Here is a 22781-nt window from a genome sequence, read left to right as displayed (position 1 = left end):
CTACCAGGAACCGTAAAATCCTGATTACGAAGAAAGCGTGTTTGCTGCCCTTTTTTTGTAATCAGGATTTTTTGTGTTTTTCTTTTGCACATGCAAGGAGGGAAGCAAGCAGAAAGGAGGAGATAGGTGAAAAATTGTCAATATTTATTTCTACGATTGGGAATATTATTTCAGTTGGTAGCGGAAGTTCTGATATATTAATTGAGGAATGATTGATAAATTACGATTATGGAGGTGAATACCGTTACGTTCTTCGTAACGGTGTGCAGATGAGTATTCATATTAATGCTAAATTAGGTGAGATTGCCGAGACTGTTTTATTGCCGGGTGATCCTTTGCGTGCGAAATACATTGCTGAAACCTTTTTGCAGGACGTACATTGCTATAATGAAGTTAGAGGCATGCTTGGATTTACAGGCGTTTATAAAGGGAAAAAAATCTCCGTTCAAGGGACTGGCATGGGCGTACCCTCTATTTCCATTTATGTAACCGAATTGCTTCGTGAGTATGGAGCTAAGCAGTTAATCCGCGTTGGCACTTGTGGAGGCATCCAGCAGGATATTAAGGTTCGGGATGTTATTATTGCGATGACGGCAAGTACGGATTCGAGCAGCAACCAACACCTATTCCCTGGCTTTAGCTTTGCTCCTCATGCGGATTTTGATTTACTAAGAAGGGCTTATCAGGCAAGCTTGGACAAAGGTTTATCGGTAAAAGTGGGTAATATTCTAACGGGTGACACGTTCTACAGAGAAAGCATGGAGCCAGTAAAGAAGTTGGCTGAATATGGCGTTCTTGCTGTGGAAATGGAGTCTTCAGCTTTATATACATTAGCTTCCAAGCATCAAGCTAAAGCTCTATCCATCCTTACAGTAAGCGACCACTTGTTTAGCGGTGAAGCAGACACAACGGCCGAAGAACGCCAAACGACTTTTAACGATATGATCGTTGTGGCGCTTGAAGCGGCCATCCAAGAAGCATAGAGCACGTAAGATTAAATTTTTCCAATTCGTATAACAAAATAAAGCAACGCCCCATCATCAAAGGGGTGTTGTCTTTATTTGTTATAGTGGTTCCATCCGGTGTCAGAATTTTTATTAGAATAGTTATAGAAGAGCAGTATTTTCTATTTCAGATTGCTATTTTTTTTACTATATTTAATGCATTCAACGACTAATGGAGGTGAGAGGATCTGATAGTAACGAGAAGAAGCCTACCGCAGGAAGAATATCAAATAGAAACATATCATACAGATGGAGGGTTCAAAAATGAAAAGAAGTAAGCCATTAATATCGATGCTATTGGCCATTCTGATCGTGCTAGGAATAGCACCTATGAATGTTTTGGCTGCGGGGTACACCATTAACTATTTGGCAAATGGAGGGTCCGGCAATAAGGCAGATACGACAGACGGCGTGGCCGCTTATACCATTTTGACAAATACGGTAGCGGGCATTACATACACCAATCATACATTTGTGAAATGGAATACGGCTGCTAATGGCACTTCCGGTACGGATTACGCGGCTGGAAGCACCAGTATAGTGAATGCGAATTTAAATCTTTACGCACTCTGGTCATTAAATGCGCCAACGAGTGTAACCGCTTCAACTTATGATCCGGCACAAATTACAGTTACATGGAGCGGCATTCAAAACGTCACTCACTATAAAATCGAAAGAAAAAACAATGGCGCTGACGATACCACTTATGCGTCGTTGAATACGGACTTCATCGGTACCGCTTATCCGGATACTAACGCGGTTGTTAACGCCAAGTACGATTACCGTGTGACGGGAATAGATGGCAGCTATACAGCTTTATCCGGAATAACCGCTGCAGCTTCGCCAGGGATGAAGCCGGCCGCTTACGTCACTGCTGCCCAACCTTCGATCACCGGGTATGCAAATAGCGGAAATACAATCGTAGCAGGCACGACGATTACGCTTACGGCGGATGCCAATACGAGCGGGCTGCCTATGTATTACACGCTGGACGGATCGACACCTACCACGAGTTCATCGCTTGTTCCCAGCAGTAATAGAGCAATAACAGTTGCTCCAGCAGCAAATCGACCTTCTCCGGTAACGTTGAAAATTGTCGCTTACAATGGTTCGCAATATTCTTCCGTTTACTCGCATACATTAACGTTCAAATTTGCTGTTCCGACAGACACCAAAGCAGGTGCGTATGCCAATGCGACCTATTTCCCAACGGAAGCCACAATCTCTACGACGGCCAACACAACCGTGTACTACACGATCACAACAGACGGGACAGAACCGGCAGCACCGACACTCTCTTCCCCTGTATACTCAGCGGCGATTCCCATTAATGCTGCTCAAACAACGAGAATTAAAGCATTTGCAGTAGGAAAGTCGACCTATAACGGGCAAAACATAGCAAATAGCGATATAACAGAATTGACGTATAAGGTAGATCCTACGCTCAAATCGCTGCTAGCACTGAAAACAGGTACATGGACAGAAGCTCAGAAGAAAGTTTTGATCCAGCAAGTTATTTCCCAGCTTACACTGGATGAGAAGATCAATCTGATTGGCGGAACAACGGGCTCCGTTGCTGATGGTACAGCCATTAAAAACTCCGGCGCAGCAGGTGGTACATACACCAATAGACGGCTTATGTCGCTCGGCATTGCTCCGATCACGCTTTCCGATGGACCAGCTGGTGTTCGTATGGGGTATAAAGCAACAACCTGGACGTCGCCAACAGCAATTGCTTCCTCCTGGGATGATCAAGTCATGAACGCTATTGCTGTTCAGACAGGTAAAGAAGCGTCATTTTACGGTGTTGATGAAATGCTCGCTCCCGGCCAAAATATTTTGAGAAATCCACAAAGTGGTCGTAACTTTGAATATTTCTCCGAAGATCCTTATCTTTCCGGTCATGTCGCACGTGAATATACGGAAGGTGTTCAGTCTCAAAATGTGGGTGTTACCGTGAAGCATTTCGCTGGAAACGAGCAAGAAACGTATCGCAGCGGCGGCAATTCAATCGTTTCTGAACGAGCTTTACGTGAAATTTATTTGAAAGGCTTTGAAATATCCACTTCGGCCAAACCTTGGTCCGTAATGTGCTCCTACAATCGCTTGAACAGCATTTATGCTTGTTCCAACGAATGGCTTTTGACCAATGTACTTAGAGGAGACTTCGGTTTTGACGGATATGTGATGTCCGACTGGGGCGCTACGCAAGGCATTCTTGATGCCGTAAAAGCGCAAAATGATTTGACCGAATCAAGTTTAAGCGCTGCGAAAAAGGCTGAATTGAAAGCTGCTATTGAAGGTGGAAGCTTTGATGTCAAGTATCTCAATCAAAACGTGACCAACCTACTGAATGTCGTTACGAAAACGAATACGTTTAAAGGTGATTATGGAACTTGGGGTACCCAATATAATCTGACGCAAAAAGAACAAGATTTTTACAACAGCAGTCTCTTTACAGAATCTAACAACCTTGCCCGTAAAACAGCAGCTGACGCTATGGTTCTGCTGAAGAACAATAACGTTCTTCCGCTCGCTCCTCAATCTCATGTTGGTCTTGTTACAAGTGCAAACCTGAAAGGTCGCGGCGGTTTCGGAGATAATGGGGTGACAGCTGCCGATTTTGTAGCACGTGGGGGCGGAAGTGCCGGTGTTTACTTTGACCCGACACATGCTACTGTAGTTTCCCTTGAAAAAGCTTTGCAGGATAAATTCGTCGTGGCTAACGCTGGCAGCGTAAAAGATATTAAACAAGCAGCCGGCTACACCAAATCGTTAAGCTACACACAAACGTCAAACCGAGTAACGGGCATTAACCTAACCTATTCCGGTGCGTTTAATCAGGGCACTTTGGACAGCAATGCTGCTGCTCTTGTGAACAGCACAAATTACGGAATTTTCGTAATTAGCCGTCAAACAGGAGAAGGCGCCGACAACTCTCTTACAGGAAGTGACGGTTACAATCTTACTGATGAAGAACAGAAGGCCCTTGTTTCGTATGCAACTGCCCTGCATAATGCCAATAAAAAACTGATTGTTATCCTTAATATCGGAGCAGCACTGGATACCAATATGGTGAATCAATATGCAGATGCCATCCTTGTTTCTTGGCTGCCTGGTCAAGAGGGCGGTCATGCCATTACCGATGTTCTTTCGGGTGCTGTTAACCCATCAGGAAAATTAACACAAACCTTTACCAAAAATTTCGAAGATAGTTCATCGATTGAGGCTTCCAAGGCTTTGCCAATTCGCAGTGGATTTAACATGGCAGCTAATTCAGGAAACGCGGCCAATGTGGGTACAACAAATGGCGGTTGGGGAACAAATCCTGTCTTCTATGATGAAGGTGTACTCGTAGGCTACAGGTGGTTCGATAGCAAGTACACAACGAAAGCTGCGTATGACGCTAAAGTTGCCTATCCCTTCGGATTTGGTTTAAGTTATTCAAAATTTGAGTTCAGCAACCTGAAGCTTAACAAAACATTATTTAACAAAAACGATGCCAATGACACGATCACCGCAACCGTTGATGTTAAAAACGTTGGCAATGTCAAGGGGAAAGAAGTCGCTCAGATGTACCTGGGCATGAACAACTTCGCATTGGAAGGACGTCCGATGAAAGACCTGCGCGCCTACCAGAAAGTGGAACTTGAACCGGGCGCTGTACAAACGCTGACTTTCACAATTAAATTAAGCGATCTTCAATATTATGATGATGGATTTAATAACCAGCTGTCAGGTACGGAAACAACTTCCAATGTTCCTTACGGTGGGGGTAAAGGCTGGACTGTAAATGCGGACAGCACATTCAATGTGATTATTGGGAATACGTCAAACAATTATGTGCTTAATGATTCTGCTGCCAAACAAGGGATTAAGGCTTCATTCGTATATGGCACGCCTTCGAGCGGCGGAAGTGACAACGGTAGCAGTAGTGGTGGAGTGACTACTCCGACACCGAGTGTACCTGAGATTAAGGAAGACGGTACGAAAGAGAAGCCTTCGACAGAGAATGGAAGTGGTTCTTCTACCGAAACTGCTGCTGACATACTGAAAGCTAAATTCTCCGATGTTGTTGATATTCCTAGCTGGGCACAACAAGCGATTGCAGATTTAGTGAAAAAAGGCATTATTAACGGTAAAGGAACGAATACTTTTGAACCTGGCAGTACCGTAACTCGTGCAGAATTCCTGAAAATGATCGTAACAGCTTTTGGATTTACGGGTAGTGCTGATGCCCTAACATTTAGCGACGTTTCGGCTGATGCTTGGTTTAAATCTTTTGTAGATATCGCAACTTCAAATGGACTTGTAGATGGCATTGGGAACAATCAGTTTGGGCCTAATTATTCAATTAGCCGACAGGATTTAAGTGTTATGATATACAACGCGCTTAAAAAGCAAAAAATTACTTTGCCTGCTGCAGATGCATCACCTGCATTTACAGACGATGATGCCATTGCTGATTATGCGAAGGAAGCTGTACATGGTTTGAAATCACTAGGAGCAGTAAATGGACGCTCCGAAGGTGAATTCGATCCGAAAGCCACTGCGACAAGAGCAGAAGCGGCAGTCATCATTAAACGTGTTTTGGATTTCATGATTAAACCGAAAGCATAAATGGTTCGTTAGAAGTAAAATACCCGGGTGCAACTGGAGCATTGATTACGAAAAATGGTTGAGCAGGTTAGTATTCCTGCCCGACCATTTTTTGTTTATTAGAAACTAATCAAGATTTTAATTGTTTTGAGAAGGATTTCCCATGTTATATGTAAGCGTTTCAGAGTATTATTATTTGTATAAGAGGGTGACTGTCAGAAATCAGAGGTGAGAGCTCCGGATATGAGGTTTTCTTTTAGAAATCACATGAAGTCTTTGCGATACAAGCTAATTTTCGGATTTTTAATTACTACCTTGCCGCTCATTATTTTATTAATCTGGAACAATCAGTATGCGATTCAAGTGGTGCGCAAGCAAGTATTTCAAACTAACTTACATACGATTAATCTTTATATGGGGCAAATTGATCGGAATTTGGAGGAAGTTGATAAATACTTATATAATACCTTGGCCACTGAGCCTGATTTCCTGCGATTAGAGCCTGCCATAACAGGTACGAACCAGCCGTATTATACAGCTAAGGTGCAGTTAAATAATAAGTTGATCGTTGATGTAAACAATTACAAAATTATCGACTCTTTCTTTATCTATTCGGAAGCTAACAAGGATCTATTAACAACTTCATTTCCGGGCTACAGTTACACGGAACGGGAACTGATTCGGAACGAATTGAAACATATTTTGAACACATTCAATAAATCTGATTATCAATACGATCAATGGTCTATCAGTACTGTGAACAATAGCTATTATTTATATCACATTGTAAAAAAGGGAGCCGTGTATTTTGGCGCTTGGACGAATGTAAAAAAACTGATGGTACCCATTGACTTCATTGATTTAGGACAGCATGGGAAAGCGCTATTCGTGACGGATCATCAACAAGCGATGGAAGATACGAATTTCTTTATACGCAATGAGATCAACATTGATTATGATCCCAATAGCTATGTATTGACGGGGGGAAAAGAAAAGTTTTTGGTCGTAGGCCAACAATCCCAAAAAGGGAAATTCAGCTTGGTTGCCTGGATTCCAGATACAAGTATCTTGGAGAACCTGCCGTATATGCAGCGTATTCTAACGTATATCTCAATTGGCTGGGTAGTCAGTCTTCTTATTTTTATTCTCTTTCTCAGAAAAGTTTTTCTCTATCCAATTAATAAGCTGGTCACGGCAATGAGGGCCGTGCAGATGGGGAATTTGAACAGTAAAGTGACCTACCAACCCACATCGAACGAATTCGTTTTAATGAATCGAACCTTTAATCAGATGGTTTCCCAAATACAAGACCTGAAAATAAATGTCTATGAGGAGCAATTACAAAAACAAAAAGAAGAGTTAAAGCATCTTCAGCTGCAAATGAATCCACATTTTTTCCTTAATTCACTGAATGTCGTTTACAATCTTGCCCAAGTGAAAAAATATGATTTGATCATGGAAATAACACTTTGTCTTGTTCAATATTTAAGGTTTATGTTTCGAACGGATCTAACCTTCGTGTCTCTAAAAGATGAGGTCAATCATACCCGTAATTATTTGAAAATACAAAAGCTAAGATTTCCGAATCATCTAACCTTTGATATTTCTTTTTCGGAGTCCTTGCTTGCCTGTAAAGTGCCACCGCTTGTTATTCAAACCTTTGTAGAAAATACAATTAAGCATGCAGTAACTTTAGACGAGCCCATTCATTTGCAAATCTCCATTGAACAGCTTGCAGGCACAGATCCCTGTATCCAACTACATATCCATGATAGCGGAAAAGGATTTCCCCTAGATGTTTTAAGTCGATTGCAAAAGAAACAAAATCTTTATAGTGAGCATGGCGAACATATTGGCATAGCTAATGTCCAAAGAAGATTGCATTTATTGTATCAGGATAAAGCGAATATTTCATTTTCAAACGGAGACAACTTCGGTGCAAAGTAGAAATCGTCTTACCGATTGCCACATAAGGCTAGGAACCGGAGGTAAAAATATGAGGAAAAAGAGGATACACTTCTCCTTTCAAGCAATGTGCTTTCTTATTGTAACGCTGCAATTAGTTGGATGTTCATCGATTTCTCCGCAGAAGGCTGCTCCATTAAATGCTGCTCAGAAGGAGTCATCTACGTATGAGATCACGTTGTATTATTATACGAGCACGCAGCGTGATTTAAGTGAAGTGGAAAAGGAGATTAGCAAGATTACAAAGGAGAGGATAGACGCGACTGTCAAACTTATGCCATACATGAGTTCAGTTGAATTAAAACGCCTCATGGTGGCTCCGAATCATAAACAAATCGATCTTATGTTAGCTGGAAGCAGCACGTTAAATGCCTTGATCGAAGGAGATCAGTTGATACCGCTTAACCATCTACTAGCCACGCAAGGGAAAGATATTCAAAAGGTCCTTGGCTCAGACATTCTAGATAGTGTCAATCGAATGGGAGGCATCTATGGTGTCCCTAGTATGAGAGATTTGGCTACGAATTACGGTATTGTGATGCGCAAAGATCTCATTGATAAATATAAGATCAATCTTGCTCAAATGAATAAAGTTACTGATTTGCCAAGCGTTTTTCAGACTATCCAAGAAAATGAGCCTGGGATTACTCCGTTAGTTCCCTATAAAGGGACCATATATGGCGGAATTCGATCAGGAACATATGATGAGTTGGATGATAGCATTGGTATACTGCCTGGATATGACAATGAGTTTCAAATTGTCAATTTGTATGACAGCGAGCAATATGCCAAGGATTTGGACATGATCAGGAATTGGTACTTGTCGGGTTATATCGACAAAGATGTTGTTTTTACGAGAGACAGTGCGGCGGAGTTGGTCAGGGCTGGCAAAGCATTTGCTTATTTTAGCCCTTTGAAACCGAATGTTGAAAAGCAAGAGGCTAGATTGACGGGGTATCCGATGATTGCAGTTCCGTTTACATCACCCGTCATGACAACGAAACAACTGAATACGTCTATTATGACCATTCATAAAAATTCTCTAAACCCCGAGAAAGCGATGAGTTTTCTCAATCTGCTTTACTCAGATGAGCGTATTGTGAATTTATTGGACAACGGTATTGAGGGAAAACATTATGTTCAGGTCGCTCCTTATATCATTGATTATCCTGCCGGAATAAATGCTTCTAACACCGGATATTCATATAATTCGTGGGGGATTGGCAATCAATTCATTTCCCGAATATGGAACGGTGACGATTCTGATCTATGGTTGAAAATGGATGCCTTTAATAAGCATGCGCATATGTCAAAAGCTCTTGGTTTCACTTTCGATTGGGTGCCAGTCAAAGCAGAGTATGCTGCGGTCAAAAGTATCCTAAGTCAATATGTCATGGCGCTTGAGACGGGGACTTATGATCCTAAGGAAAAATTATCAGAATTTAGATTAAGGCTTAAATCGGCCGGGATTGACCGCATTATTGCTGAGAAGCAGCAGCAGCTTTTGTTATGGAATCAAAATAAACAATATCATGCCAATATGGTGGAGGGACCTGATGAATGAGTATCAACTACTGCTAGTAGATGATGATATTAATTCTGTGGATTGTGTAAAGTCAGGAATTGCTTGGGAATTGTATGGCATTCAGGAGCCCCAAGTTGCCTATAATATTAGACAAGCTAAACAAGCTTTGCAGCACGTACAGATTGATATTATGATCTGTGACATCGAGATGCCACAAGGTGACGGACTTGAGCTCCTAGCATGGATTAATGAACAAAACCTGAAAGTAGAAGTCATTTTTCTAACCTGCCATGCTGATTTTAAGTATGCGCAGCAAGCATTACATATGGGAAGCCTTGAATTTTTGTTAAAGCCAGTCCCATTTTCCGAATTATTAGAAGCGGTTAAGAAAGCTCAGCACATCATTAACAAAAAGCGGGAGATTAGTCACTATGAACATACCCATCAACTGTGGAAGTCTCATCAGCCCCGTTTGATTGAAAGCTTTTGGATTGATTTATTGGATCAGCACCTATCTTCTGACAAAGATGCCATTCAGGAGGAACTAAAGCAAAGAGCGATTCCCTACACGATTGATGTGAAGTTTTTGCCTGTTCTGGTTAGTGTTCAGCGGTGGCATAAATCCTTAACGAACCGTGATTATAAAATTATGGAATACGCTTTAAGGAATGCCTTAGAGGAACAGTTCAACGATTTAATCGGGATTGACTTTCAAATCGTGCAGCAGCGAAGTGGCAGTATCCTCATTTTTTTAATGGAGACAGAGGGGTATCATTTTGACATCAACCTAATAAAAGAAATATGCCACACGTATATTCATTCCTGTAATCAATATTTTTATTGTGATTTATCCTGTTATATGGGTCTGCCTACACAGATTTCAGATGTAAAAGAGATGGTTAATTCCTTATATCATCGTGAGGCGGATAACGTGAATTCAGACAATCGTGTGTTTGTGCGGAATGACAAGGACTGGCAGCGAAGGATGATCCAATTACCGAATATCAATTCTTGGTTTGAATTGTTAAAATTAGGATCGAGACATGAATTGATCCAGACAATCAATTGTTTTTTGGACAGTTGGATGGAAGTTGAGAGGCTGGATTCTGCGTTATTACGAGAACTTTACCAAGATTTTTTGCAAATGGTACACTATACTTTAAAAGTAAAAGGACATCAAGCGCACCAAATTTTATCAAGCTCTGTTTCTATAGAACCTATGATGACTGCAACTCGCTCGGTTACAGAACTTAGAGAATGGATGAATATGATTATTGAATTGGTTTTGGATCATATGGAATCCCTGGAAAACTCACAAACTGTTGTAGAGAAAGTCATGCACTATATTGATATACACTTGCACCAAGATATCTCGCGTGAGGAGATTGCGCAGCATGTTTATTTAAACGCTGACTATTTAAACCGAATTTTTAAAAAAGAAACGGCTTTATCCTTATCCGAATACGTTCTAAAACAACGGATACGGAAAGCAAAGGAATTACTGCTGAAAACGGAAATGCCGGTTGGCAGTGTTGCGACTTCCGTCGGATTTTCTAACTTGCCTTACTTTTCAAAAATGTTTAAACGAGAAACCCAAATGAGTCCTCAAGATTTCCGACATAGCCGTCAGGTCGTTAATCAATGAGCTACAATCTTTTATCATGCTGCCTTTGGTCATATTGACCTGGAAGGGGAGTTTGATAAAAGATTTTTTTGTTTGCCAACTCATCTGATGCAAAGTCTGAATTGTTATACGAAAAGGTCTGAATACTGATTTGAAAGCTTGTCCTCTCATACTAAGATAAAGATGTTCAACTGAAGGTAATAGGAGGACGTTTATGTATAAGGTGATCTTGGTGGATGACGAAGCGGATGTGCGGGAAGGCGTTGTCCGCGAAGTAGAATGGGAAGCTTTAGGGTTAGAACTCATAGGTCAAGCAGAGAATGGAAGAGAAGCGCTCGAAATGGTGGAGAGCTTACAGCCTGATATTGTAGTAACGGACATTCAGATGCCATTTATGAATGGTCTCCAATTTGCTGAAGCGCTTCGGGATCAATTTCCAATGATAAAAATCATCATTATCACGGGTCATGATGAGTTTGATTATGCTCAGCAAGCGATTAAGCTGCACATCGATGAATTTGTGTTAAAGCCTTTTTCAGCAAAAGAACTTATAAATGCGCTGCTCAAAATAAAGGAAAAGATTCAACAAGAAATAGCTCATCTAGAGAATGTTCAGCAGTTGAGTGAGCATTATCGTAACAGCATACCGGTGTTGAAGGAGAAGTTCCTCTCTTCATTAATCAGCGGCGGCAGTAGGCTTTCGTTGAATGAAGTGTTAGATAAAGCGGCGAACTACGGCATGGAATTGGGAGGAAACAGATTTGTGGCCGCTGTGATTAGAATCGATGGGCATCTGATCCAAGAAGATGATCGAGTTAGGCCTGATCGGGTCCGGTCCGTTTCATTGAAATATTCGGAGGATCAAACGTTAAAACATATTTCGCTGCTCAATATAACGGTAGAGATTGTTGAGCGATTTGGCCTAGGCCTCGTATTTATGCATCATGATCAAGTAGTTGTGCTCGCTGTTAGTGATTACAGCAGAGAAACTATTTTAGTAGAAACGATTAAAGTACTGGAAGAAGTGCGCCATAGCGTTAAAAAGTATCTCAAGTTTTCGGTAACGATAGGGATAGGTGCTGCAGTTAAAGATGTAACGAAGATTAGCTACTCCTACAAGGATGCAATCCTGGCTCTCGACTATAGGCTAATTTTAGGAAACAATCGGTTGATTTGTATTGAGGATGTAGAGAAAAGAAACATGGAGAAGGTTCGTTTTGACGAACGAAGGGAGAATGCGTTAACCCGCTGTTTGAAGGTTGGAACGATTCAGGAAATGAAGGAAACGATTCACGAGCTATTTCAAGGAGTTGAGGCAGGCGTTTCGATTAAAGACTATCAAGTTTATTCGCTCGAAATATTAACCTGCATCCTGAAAGCAGCCAAAGATTTGAACCTTCATATCGATGTGGTATTAGGCGAGGATTTTGTTCCTTTTACAAAAATTAATAATTTCACTACGATTGAGGAGGCAAAGATTTGGTTCCTCGAGATTTGTTTCAGTGTCAAGAATCATATTGCCACGAACCGTCAGTCTACTTACATGAATATAGTAGAGAGGGCCAAAGAATACACGAAAAACCACTACCATTTGGGTGATATTTCGATTAATAAAGTATGCAGCCACCTTCATATCAGCACTGGCTACTTCAGCAGCATATTTAAGAAAGAAACAAAGATGACTTTTGTGAATTATTTGAACCATATCAGAATGGAAGCGGGTAAGGCACTGCTGCGCACTACCGATTTGAGAGCGCTGGAAATTGCAGAGAAAGTGGGTTACTCCGATGCCAATTATTTTACCTTTAGCTTCCGAAAAAAAGTGGGTATAACACCTAGAGAATACAGAAAAAACTTCAGAGAAGGGAGTTAGGCGCTCACTCTACAGGGTGAACGCCTATTATTTTTTAAAGATCATTGTCGTGAAGGTAAGCGACAGTTTCAGAGCGGCTGGAAACATTCAGTTTTTTATAAACGGCACTCAAATAATTTTTCACGGTACCTGTGGTTAAGAATAACTCAGAAGCGATAGCTTGATTAGATTTTCCTTGTTTTAGATTCTTTACAATGTTTCGCTCCTGTATGGATAAAGCACTTAATTTATCATCATACGGATGATCGGGATCAGAGGGGGCCCTATTCGGTTTCGACGACTCATTGGCATGTTGTTCGGAGGAGTGGAGTGCTTGAGCAAGGCGCAGCTGTACGCTGAAAGGATAATTGATTCTGCCATCCAGACAGTCCTGAATGGCAGAAAGAATTTTTTCTGTCTCCACCCCTTTAACTAAAAAACCGCTTGCTCCATGACGTATCGCTTCCCATATATATGCTTCATCTTCAAAAGTCGTCAAAATCAGCACTTTGATATCAGGAAATTCCGTTTTGATTTGTTTTGTTGCTGCCAAGCCATCTAGCTTCGGCATATGGATATCCATCAAAACAAGCTGAGGACGATGCAGTTGTACTTGCGCAATCGTTGTCAGCCCATCCCCCGTTTTGGCTACTACGGTATATTTGTCCTCCATACTTAGAATGGCCGCTAAACCGTCGCGAATTAAGGGTTGATCGTCTGCTATAAGAATGGTTGTTCTAGACAAGTGGCTCACTCCGTCCGATCATTTTTTGGTCTGAAAGGGTATGGTTATCTCCAATGTTACACCGCCACCGGCATAATCCTTGCTTGAAATCGATAACTTTCCACCAACATCCTCCACTCTCTCTTTCATGGCGTTTAGACCAAAGCCATGGATAATTTGGGATGGGGCTTTTCCATTATCGGATAACATAAATCGTATGTACGCAGCATCATAATTTAATGTGAAATGGAAATAGGTGCTGGAACCATGACGAATACCATTGGTTAAACCCTCTTGTAAGGCACGGTAAATAGCTATCTCAATCATAGGTGACAGCTCCGGCATCGATGGGTCTATTTCACTTGCAATTTCCACGTTGGTTTGCTTTTTCGTGTCATGGATCAATCCTTGAAGCTCGGGTATAAACTTATGATCTGGCATGTTTTCACGCAACAGATGTACGGATGTTCTCACATCATCCAGACCGCTGAGAATATTTTCTTTTGTTCTGTTAATCATCTCAAGTGCAAGAGGATAATGACTTTTACCAATAGCGTGTGAGGCCGTTTGCAAACCGGTTAACGCGGATGTCAGCGTATGTCCAACGGAATCATGGATTTCACGGGATATTCTAGTTCGCTCCTGCAGTTTTGCTTTCCGCTCCAACTCCATGGAGGCAATTCGCAGCTGTTCATTGTCTTCAGCCAATTGATTCTTTTGCTGAAAAGCAATCTTTGCAAGAAGGCTTATTCCGAAAATAGCAAAGTATTCAATGATTCGAGGCAAAACATAGTAGATCTGTTCAAATGGAGGAAAATAGTGATAAATCCGAAGGCTTAGTACACAGCAAACATAGCTCACTATAGTAAAGATAATGGAATGGTTTTTGGAGCGATGAAAAGTAAACTCTCCTATGAGAATTAAGATATAGATTTGTGCAAAAAAATCTTCTGACAATACGGATATAACCAATGCCAGCGCTAGTTGAACAAATAAAAACAACATACCTGTCGTTCGTTGAAGATGAATTTTCATGATGTAGTCCCGAATGAGGACGATAGCCACATAACTGCATGATAGCGAGCATAATTCAATAGAAAAATCAGGCGTGTGGAGCAGTAAGATGATTGTTGTTCCTATCACGATCAAAGTCAAGATCAGTGTTATTCTTTTATTTAATTGTATATCCATATTGTACCTCACATGGAATAGGAAAATTTTCTATCTCCATTTTATCATAAACATGACTTTAGTCATATGAATTGAAGATTTATGTAGAAAAATGACAGAAATACTTCTTGGATAGTGAATTTCTTCATCTACAATAGGTCATTAGATTTATTTATAATAAGGGTAGTAGTAAACGGAAAGCGAGGCACGTTTAAATGTTTCTAATTTTATGGAATGTATTAGGTGGCATTCTTTTTATTTCTACTTTACTTATCCTCTTCCGTTTAATAAGGGATAGCAATGCTGAGAAGGTGGTACCTCCGAGTGACAGAAGGAAGTCATCACATGAAGAACAGCGATACTCGTGAACATTACAGTGCGGAATATGAGCGTTTGAATGATTTTCTGATTACGGGAACGGATCCCGCCATGCAAGATTTTTTAAATTGTCATCCGTTTACGCAGCGAGAATCAGAAATTCTGACTTTGATTGCTTTATATGGTTTTTCCAATCGCGAAATTGCCGAACAGTGTATGATCAGTGAAAAAACGGTCCAAAATCATCTTGCAAATATTATGAAGAAAATTGGCGCTCGATCAATTAGGAAGTTGCTTTCCCTGCTATTTAATCATGTCTTATATTCGCAAGATTCAAAAGAATCGAATTATTAATAGGCTACGATAAGTACCATTTGTGAGGAGGGATTTATGTGTCGATCGATCTCATGTTTAAAAAAAGAGGTATGCTGTTACTTGTAATGGTTGCTATGATACTAACCCTGTTTCCGACTTCAAACAGGGTTTATGCAATAAGTGAATCGAATCTTGCTTTAAATCCAGGTCAGACAGGTTACCCGGAAGTTACAGCATCTTATACATGCGGTTGTGATAGTGCTTGGAGTACAGTTAATGGCGTGTTCTCCTATAATGAAAATCCGCGAGATCGATGGACCAATTATGGTTCCCCGAATGAAACGGATTGGTTGGCTATTGATTTTGGTTCGGCTAAAACTTTTAATCAGATAAAGTTACATATATATGATGATGGTGGTGGTGTGCAGCCTCCGGCAAGTTATCTGATCCAATTTTGGAATGGTAGTGGTTGGGTGGATATACCCAACCCAATGAAAACCCCTGTGATACCTGAAGCCTTCTTGAACACGGTGAATTTTGATCTCGTTACATCGAGTAGATTACAGGTCGTATTTACAAACAGAAGTCGCGACACGTTTAGTGGACTTGTTGAGCTTGAAGTTTTTTTACATCTGACGGAGGCCGATGAGAGAGCTGTAACCGCGATGGTGACGCAAATTGGGCAATTGCCGATCCATGACGCTGTGGCATTATCGGATAAATCTGCCATCACAGCGGCACGAATGGCCTATGATCAACTTTCTGCGAGTCAAAAAAGCTTAGTAACGAATCTAAGTAGATTAACAGATGCGGAGGCGGCAATCATAACCCTGGAAACGGCCTTAATTCCGAAAACCAAGGACGTTACCGTGTTGTCTGCTTTTAGTGATGCAACGGGGCATACGATAACGTTAAATTATCATCGGTTCTGGACGCAACGTACGTAATACAAGCGAACAAATTTCAAATTATCGCAAATGATAATCTAGTTACAGTAACGAATGCCGTCTACGATTCAACAGATTTGAGTGGCCAAACAATAAAACTAACATTTTCCTCACCCGTGTTATGGCAAGCAACCTTGGTTACGATGTCATTGCAAAGTGGAACGTTTAAAACCAACAATAATGAATTAAACAATGCGATCCGTGCTAGGCCAGTCATCACCTTTAATAATCTCGACCTATCACTAGATAATCGAATTGGCATAGACGATATAGTTAAATGATCATTAATCCTGCTTTGCAGATGGATGTCAATCAGGATGGGATTTTTGATAAAGAGGATATTTCAATGTTATTAGATCAGGTAACAGCAAGCGTAAGATAAGGTACTCGCTGCAGCCGGTTGAGGGTATAATCAGGCATTGGTTGAGAAGAGCCCCTTCTCTCGCCAGCGTCTTTTTGCCATGATATAATAATTTAATTCGATTTAAGAGATATACTAACTTTTAGAGGGAGCGTATGAAAATGAATATTACGAATACGTTTGAAGTATCCAAAGAAATTGCTGCATTGGCTGACCAATATAATGAATTTGCAGAGAGCTCTTCTATTGAAGAGATTAAAAATATGTATACGGAATTAACATTTCAATTAGATGAGATTCATTCTAAGCTTCTTCAAATCGCAAATTTTTACCCAGAAAATAAAAGTGAAAAAATCGCTACAACGATTAAATTAATCGATGGAATTTCTCTGAATACTCAGTTAACATTGCTGCATGCGTATGAGGAAGATCATTTAGCTCTCGTCGAAGATGAATGTATGGAATTATTTTTAGTACCCATGGATGCACTAAAGATAGATTCTGATTAAGTTTGACGGGTCTGAACTAAAGATGGACAAAACTCACTTTTTAAAGAGAAACTTACTAAAGATCGTTCATGTCGCAGCTGAAAACCTCCTGCTATACTCGGTTTAGTTAATGAAACGAACCTATGGAGGAATGAAGATGAAGCTGAGCTTGAGCGAGTACAGAAGTAAATTGATGGGGTGCTGGATCGGCAAAAATATCGGAGGAACATTAGGTGCGCCTTTCGAATGCAAACGCGGAGTCTTTGACTTTGATTTTTATACGCAGGATTTGAATGGAGAGCCACTGCCCAATGATGATTTGGACCTGCAGCTTGTTTGGCTGAATGTCGCAGAGAAGTATGGGCGGGGTGTGAATGCGCGGATTTTAGGCGAATACTGGCTTTCCTATATTGTTCCAAACTGGGGAGAGTACGGTGCTGGGAAAAATAATATGCGTCAAGGTATCGTGCCGCCGCTTTCAGGCTATGTGGACAACGTTTTCCGTGACAGCAATGGCGCTTTTATCCGTTCCGAAATTTGGGCTTGTTTGGCTCCGGGTAATCCTGATATCGCAGTCAATTATGCCTGGGAAGATGCGATCGTCGATCACAGCCATGAAGGGGTTTACGCGGAGGTGTTCTTCGCGGCAATCGAAAGCGCTGCTTTTGTAGAAAGTGATAGAAATAAACTGATTGAAATCGGCTTATCTTATATTCCTACAGATAGCGGTGTAGCTAAAGGCGTAGCCTCAGCGATGGATGCTTACACTAGCGGCTTAACTTGGCAAGAGGCACGCATCAAAGTGTTGACGGATGTGCCAGGCAGCTTTGGTATTCTGGGTATGGACCCTAGAGATTTACCAAACGATATCCCTGTAGGCAAAATGGGCTATGACGCGCCAAGCAACGTGGGCATCACAATCATTGGCTGGCTGTACGGCGAAGGAGATTTTGGCAACAGCATATGTATTGCCAACAATTGTGGGGAAGATACGGATTGTACCGCTGCGACTCTGGGCTCTATCCTCGGAATCATCGGTGGCGCACAAAGCATTCCAAGCAAATGGACCGATCCGATCGGTGATTCGATCAAGACGGTTTGTCTTAATCTGGGAGATCAAGGGCTGCGAATTCCCAAAACAGTTACGGAATTAACGGAACGAATCATTCGACTGACGCCATCGTTCCTAGGAAGCACCCTTTGCGATGTCGTAACTGCCGCCGAAGGTTATACCATTGAGGTTAAGGATGGCGAGCAGTTATTCAGCCAACCGCAGCAGGTAAATGCGTGGCTTAGCCGGAGTTTTGCTGATAAGCTTCAAATGAGTCCTTTCCGTGTCGCGTATGATTTTGTCATATTTGCAGCAGCGGTTGATTATGGTGAAGAGCCATTCGTTCAAGAGGGGGTATCGAAAACCATTAAGTTGATTGTCGACAATCAACTGTTCATGCAGCAGTGGCTGCAAGTAAAATGGCACCTGCCAGCAAATTGGAGCATTACTCCTGGACTACAAGTAGGAACGTCCCTGGAAAATTATCACTGTAACATTGGGAGAACGGAACTAGTGTTTACGATTACTCCTAATGACATGCAAGAGAGCAGGTATGACCTAATCGTCGAAATTACAGCGCAAGGACGTCCAACAAAAGGGCTTATTCCGCTCGTGTTCATCAACGGTGTTCCGAAACGTTAACTAAGCTTATCTAAATCTAATAAACGATCTCGAAATTGCTGGGGGCTAATGCCTTCCAGCTTTTTAAATATGCGAGAGAAATAATAAGGGTCTTGAAATCCGACCTGCTCAGCGATGTCGCGAATCATTGTTTGCGAACTGGCCAGCAGATGCTTTGCTCTTTGTATTTGCAGTTGATGGAGATAGGAACCTATCGTAATGCCCGAATATTTTTTGAAAACTTGACAAAGGTATTCATAATTATGGTGAAAGCTTTGCTCAAGCCTATCACTCGAGGAGTTGTTCATGTATTCCTCGTCAAGAAAGTTGACGAGCTTGCGGTATAAAAGAAAGGTGGAAGACGGCTCCGTATTCAACTGCTTTTGTTCGAGCAAATCTTGTGCAATCAGCTCAAGTATGTGCCCCAGCAGAAGAGAAGAGCGGAAGCGAAAGTACCCTTTTGGGACATTAAAGTGGTGCTGCAGCTTCTCGAACAGACCTAGTATTTCATAGCGCAGCGAAGGATTGAAGCGGCGCGGCAAGAGTAAAGATTCGATCATATCGTGAGGGGACGAAATTCTTAAATCCTGCATGGCAGGTGTCGTAGAAGGAATAGGATTCCATGCATCAGTCACGTCTGAGTGCCAGCTCAACCCGGGATCTGCTGCGAACTGCACCCAATAAAAGCCGCTCTGCTCGGCAATAGACCTCCACATACCATGCTGTTCCCAAGGCATTAGCAAGAAGCATTCTCCGCTTTGCAGCTCTAATCGCTCGCTCCCCACTTGCAAGTAAATAGGTCCTTCCGTCACCATGATGAGCTCGAAGAATGGATTCGATTTGGTCCCTCTGAAATGTTCATTGCCTTTTAATTCTGAAATCCATTTCACATCTAATTTCGTTAATCGCGAAAGAACTACATAGTCCCTCAATTGCATAAATTTCGTCATCAACTAGCAATAATTGACTCATATTGACTCCCCTTTAATTAATATCTAACATGGCAAGAATCATTATAACGCACAGGCAACCTTATATTCTATTTACATCGTTGTCGTGTTTCTTACTTGCCATTCTGAGTTTGATTATGCTAAAAAAGCTATTCAATTGGGAGTCTTTGATTATATGGTTAAACCTGTAATTTTTTCGGAACTTGAGGAGATTATCGTAAAAGCGTTGGAAATTCGAAAAAAAGAGCAAGGCTATGAAGAAATTAAAGAATCCTATGAAAAGTTCTACACATTGTGGGAGGCAAAAAAGCCTTTACTCATTGAACGCGTTTGGCAAGATTATTTGGACGAGCGTATTTCCAACGATCCAATAAAGATCGAAGGTGAGCTGAAAGAAGTTGGGCTAACCACTTCTCCCCATTTTACAATCCTTCCGATTCTGATTAGTGTGGAAAAATGGCATAAAGAATTCAGTTCCAGAGATGAAGAGGTTCTTGAGTACGCATGCCGAAATGCAGCAGTAGAGTTGGTCATTCAACAGGATCATGGACTTGCGTTTCAGGATCATTCGGGAATTAATATAATATTTATTTATTCTGAAGGTACGCAGACGCTTTCTCAGGAGGATTGGCGTTTAAGATGTGAAGCTTTTATTCTGGCATGCAAAGAATATTTCTATTGCAGTTTATCCTGTTATGTAGGGAATTGGACGTCCATACAGGGCTTATTTGGCGTATATCAAAATTTAATAGTGATGGAAAGCAATAATGTCACTCTCTCCAATCAGGCACTTATTTACCACCAACAATTTGAGGAATATGATTTAAGCCTTAAGCTGCCTAACTTTTCCGAATGGGGAGATTTGATTGAACAGGGCAGCAGCAATGAGCTCATCCATAAAATAAAAGAGGCTCTAGAAAATCTTAAATCAAGCTCGAACATTCATACATCACTCATTCAATCATTTTCACAGGGATTATTACAGATGATCTATTATTTCTTACATAAAAACGGGATAGCTGCTACCGAAGCTCACAACGTATTGAGGGAGCATCCGAGAACGCTCTCGCAATTGGAAGTTTGGTTAAATGATGTTATTCAGCTTATCTTGGAATTGTTGGTATCTCCAAAAGGGGAAAAGACGATGATTGAGAGAGTGAAAAAGTATATGAAAGAGAACTTAACCTCAGAAATAACCCGTGAAGAAATAGCAGAGTCTGTTCATTTAAACCCAGCCTATTTATCCCGTTTTTTTAAAAAAGAAACAGGAGAAACACTAACCGATTTCATGACGAACGAACGGATGAAGATGGCAAAGGAGCTATTAACAGATACTGATGCTACCATTAGTCAAATTGCCGTTTCTCTCGGCTATTTCCATTTCTCTCATTTTTCCAAGATGTTTAAGCGCACGTATGATATAACACCGTATGAATTTAGAAAACTGCAAAAATAAGTACTTAGAGAGGGGAATATAGATGAATTACCGAAGTTCTCTGATGTTCAAATTTGTAAGCGTTTTTATCTCTGTATCCCTTCCTTTGCTTTTATTATTGTTTTTCAGTAATAGCTACGCCATGAATTTGGTACGCGATCAAGTAGCACAAACCAATTCAAGTTTGTTAAGCGGGCAAATGAGTCAGATTGACAATAAATTATCGGAAATAAATAAATATATGTTTAGAATGGCTCTCCAAGATCCAGCTATCACTTCATTAGAAATGCAGCCTCACGGAAGCGATGAATATTTAATGACTCGAATAGCCGCTGCCAATACGATGGAGAAGGATATTAATTACTACAGCGAGATAGGCGCTTTATTTATTTACTCTCCTAAAACGGAAGATTATGTGATTACAAGGTCTAACGGGTCTCAGATTCCACAAAATAAATTCACGGAAAATGCTATTTTTGAGTGGTTGCGAAAGGATGGCCAATCCTTAGGACAATGGGACGGATGGAGAACGATCAAGGTTGCAGACATTCCTTGTCTTATTCATGTTGTTAAATCAGGGAAAGATCTATATGTAGGGAGCATTATCCCTATCCAGAATTTAGCGGAGCCAACCAATAAGGTTTCTTTAGTTGCCGGTGAACAAATTATTTTCTTCTCTGAGCAAGCAGAACCATTAACGAAATCAAACCTATCTCCTGAATTTTTGGAGCAAATTACAAGCGAAATTCTTAGGAATAACAATTCCTTTCATACTGTGAAAATTCCTGATGATTATTTAATGGTCACGCATCGGTCACAGGTTTCTAATATGATTATGATCGTTCTCATGCCAGAAAAAAATGTATATAAACAGCTCTCTTTGCTGCAAAAGTTTATTTACTTCTTGCCCTTTGTTATTGGTAGTTTTCTTATTTTAAATTTAATTTTACTCAAAAAAATCGTTATGAACCCCATATTTCGTGTCATTCATGCCATGCGGCGCATACAGGACGGGGATCTGAAATACAGAATGCCTCCTAGTCATTCCAGGGAATTGGCAATGATATCTGAAACATTTAACACCATGTCCACCCAAATTTCATCTTTAAAAATTAACGTTTACGAAGAGCATATTAAAACGCAACAGGCTGAAATTAAGCAGCTGCAGTTGCAAATTAATCCCCATTTTCTATTGAATTCATTAAATATAGCCTATAACCTGATTGCTACTAAAAAATCCGAATTAGCACAGAAGATGATGGTTCATCTCATGAATTATTTCCGTTTTATGATCCGAAGCTCACAAGAAATGGTTACGGTCAAGGAAGAAATGAAGCATATTGATCATTACTTGCAAATTCATAAATTGCGTTTTCCTATACATTTCGATTATGTGATTGAAATGGACGAATCCGCCGGCGAATGGCTTGTTCCTGCATTAATTTTTCAGCCTTTTGTAGAAAATGCCATTATCCATGGCATGGTTATACAAGAGGAGGGCTTTCATTTGAAAATATCTTGTTACCAAGAGCTTGTGGAAAATAGCCGTGGCATCTGGATACAGATTGAAGATAATGGCAATGGATTTTCAGAGCAATCCTTACAAAAGTTTGTGGCAAGCAGCCAGGCCTTACATGGTGATCGGCATTTGGGCATTCAAAATGTGAAACAAAGGCTCCAAGCTTATTTTGCAAATGAGGCCTGTTTAATGATGGGTAATGGCTTGGAAAAAGGGGCAATCGTTCGTCTTTTTATTCCTAAGAAGTAACTTGAGCGATAGTTTCGGTATCTTGAACGCTATCTGAAGAACGTTATTCCCTCTAAAATAAGAA

The 22781-nt window shown here is 40.9% G+C and carries 16 protein-coding genes; 13 read left to right on the top strand and 3 right to left on the bottom strand.

The genetic code is table 11. The annotated features are described in order from the left end of the window. From FU659_RS36435 to FU659_RS19700, 7 genes are all read left to right on the top strand, one after another. On the top strand, nt 1–212 hold a 212-nt coding region (locus FU659_RS36435; protein WP_222708590.1), incomplete at its 5' end, for a hypothetical protein. Nucleotides 213–269: 57 nt separating this feature from the next. Continuing rightward, nucleotides 270–983: a purine-nucleoside phosphorylase gene (deoD, locus tag FU659_RS19725; RefSeq protein WP_147949145.1), complete on the top strand. Its 714-nt coding sequence runs from the start codon at nt 270–272 to the stop codon at nt 981–983. 285 nt (nt 984–1268) lie between these two features. Then, the gene (locus FU659_RS19720; RefSeq protein ID WP_187274273.1) at nt 1269–5624 is read left to right on the top strand and encodes an S-layer homology domain-containing protein; all 4356 of its coding nucleotides are present in this window, start codon (nt 1269–1271) and stop codon (nt 5622–5624) included. Nucleotides 5625–5870: 246 nt separating this feature from the next. Beyond that, nucleotides 5871–7550 carry a sensor histidine kinase gene (locus FU659_RS19715; RefSeq protein ID WP_187274272.1) on the top strand — a complete coding sequence of 560 codons (1680 nt, stop codon included), beginning with the start codon at nt 5871–5873 and terminating at the stop codon, nt 7548–7550. A gap of 49 nt (nt 7551–7599) precedes the next feature. Further along, complete coding sequence (locus FU659_RS19710; RefSeq protein ID WP_187274271.1) at nt 7600–9132, top strand: ABC transporter substrate-binding protein; 1533 nt, start codon at nt 7600–7602, stop codon at nt 9130–9132. Further along, nucleotides 9125–10738 (top strand): response regulator transcription factor, encoded by a 1614-nt coding sequence (locus FU659_RS19705; protein WP_187274270.1) that lies wholly within the window; start codon nt 9125–9127, stop codon nt 10736–10738. The genes FU659_RS19710 and FU659_RS19705 overlap by 8 nt, the downstream gene beginning before the upstream one ends. Nucleotides 10739–10931: 193 nt before the next feature. Next, nucleotides 10932–12590 carry a response regulator gene (locus FU659_RS19700; protein ID WP_147949135.1) on the top strand — a complete coding sequence of 553 codons (1659 nt, stop codon included), beginning with the start codon at nt 10932–10934 and terminating at the stop codon, nt 12588–12590. Between the two features lie 34 nt (nt 12591–12624). Here the strand turns inward: FU659_RS19700 and FU659_RS19695 are convergent, their stop codons facing one another. Together FU659_RS19695 and FU659_RS19690 are read right to left on the bottom strand one after the other, a co-directional pair. Continuing rightward, a complete protein-coding gene (locus tag FU659_RS19695; RefSeq protein WP_187274269.1) occupies nt 12625–13314 on the bottom strand; it encodes a response regulator transcription factor in 690 nt (229 codons plus the stop codon). Nucleotides 13315–13332: 18 nt separating this feature from the next. Beyond that, entirely contained in the window at nt 13333–14484 is a 1152-nt protein-coding gene (locus FU659_RS19690) for a sensor histidine kinase (protein ID WP_147949133.1), read from the bottom strand. 303 nt (nt 14485–14787) lie between these two features. Here FU659_RS19690 and FU659_RS19685 point away from each other — a divergent pair, with 303 nt between their 5' ends. From FU659_RS19685 to FU659_RS19670, 4 genes are all read left to right on the top strand, one after another. After that, the gene (locus FU659_RS19685) at nt 14788–15135 is read left to right on the top strand and encodes a response regulator transcription factor (RefSeq protein ID WP_222708589.1); all 348 of its coding nucleotides are present in this window, start codon (nt 14788–14790) and stop codon (nt 15133–15135) included. A gap of 38 nt (nt 15136–15173) precedes the next feature. After that, on the top strand, nt 15174–16043 hold the full coding sequence (locus FU659_RS19680) for a discoidin domain-containing protein (RefSeq protein WP_147949131.1): 870 nt from the start codon (nt 15174–15176) through the stop codon (nt 16041–16043). Nucleotides 16044–16565: 522 nt separating this feature from the next. Then, nucleotides 16566–16913, top strand: coding sequence for a hypothetical protein (locus FU659_RS19675; RefSeq protein ID WP_147949130.1), 348 nt, complete (start codon nt 16566–16568; stop codon nt 16911–16913). 136 nt (nt 16914–17049) lie between these two features. After that, nucleotides 17050–18585 (top strand): ADP-ribosylglycohydrolase family protein, encoded by a 1536-nt coding sequence (locus tag FU659_RS19670; protein ID WP_187274268.1) that lies wholly within the window; start codon nt 17050–17052, stop codon nt 18583–18585. Here the strand turns inward: FU659_RS19670 and FU659_RS19665 are convergent. Next, nucleotides 18582–19514, bottom strand: a complete 933-nt coding sequence (locus FU659_RS19665; RefSeq protein ID WP_187274267.1) for a helix-turn-helix domain-containing protein — start codon at nt 19512–19514, stop codon at nt 18582–18584. The two genes, FU659_RS19670 and FU659_RS19665, sit on opposite strands and share 4 nt — an antisense overlap. Nucleotides 19515–19689: 175 nt before the next feature. On the opposite strand from FU659_RS19665, the gene FU659_RS19660 reads away from it, so the two are divergent. Beyond that, complete coding sequence (locus tag FU659_RS19660) at nt 19690–20970, top strand: helix-turn-helix transcriptional regulator (RefSeq protein WP_147949127.1); 1281 nt, start codon at nt 19690–19692, stop codon at nt 20968–20970. A gap of 22 nt (nt 20971–20992) precedes the next feature. Beyond that, entirely contained in the window at nt 20993–22717 is a 1725-nt protein-coding gene (locus FU659_RS19655) for a sensor histidine kinase (RefSeq protein ID WP_147949126.1), read from the top strand. Nucleotides 22718–22781: the final 64 nt, after the last annotated feature.

The organism is Paenibacillus sp. N3.4, assembly GCF_008017805.1.
In the GTDB taxonomy this organism is placed as follows: domain Bacteria; phylum Bacillota; class Bacilli; order Paenibacillales; family NBRC-103111; genus Paenibacillus_E.
This window is presented reverse-complemented; position numbering and strand designations above follow the sequence as displayed.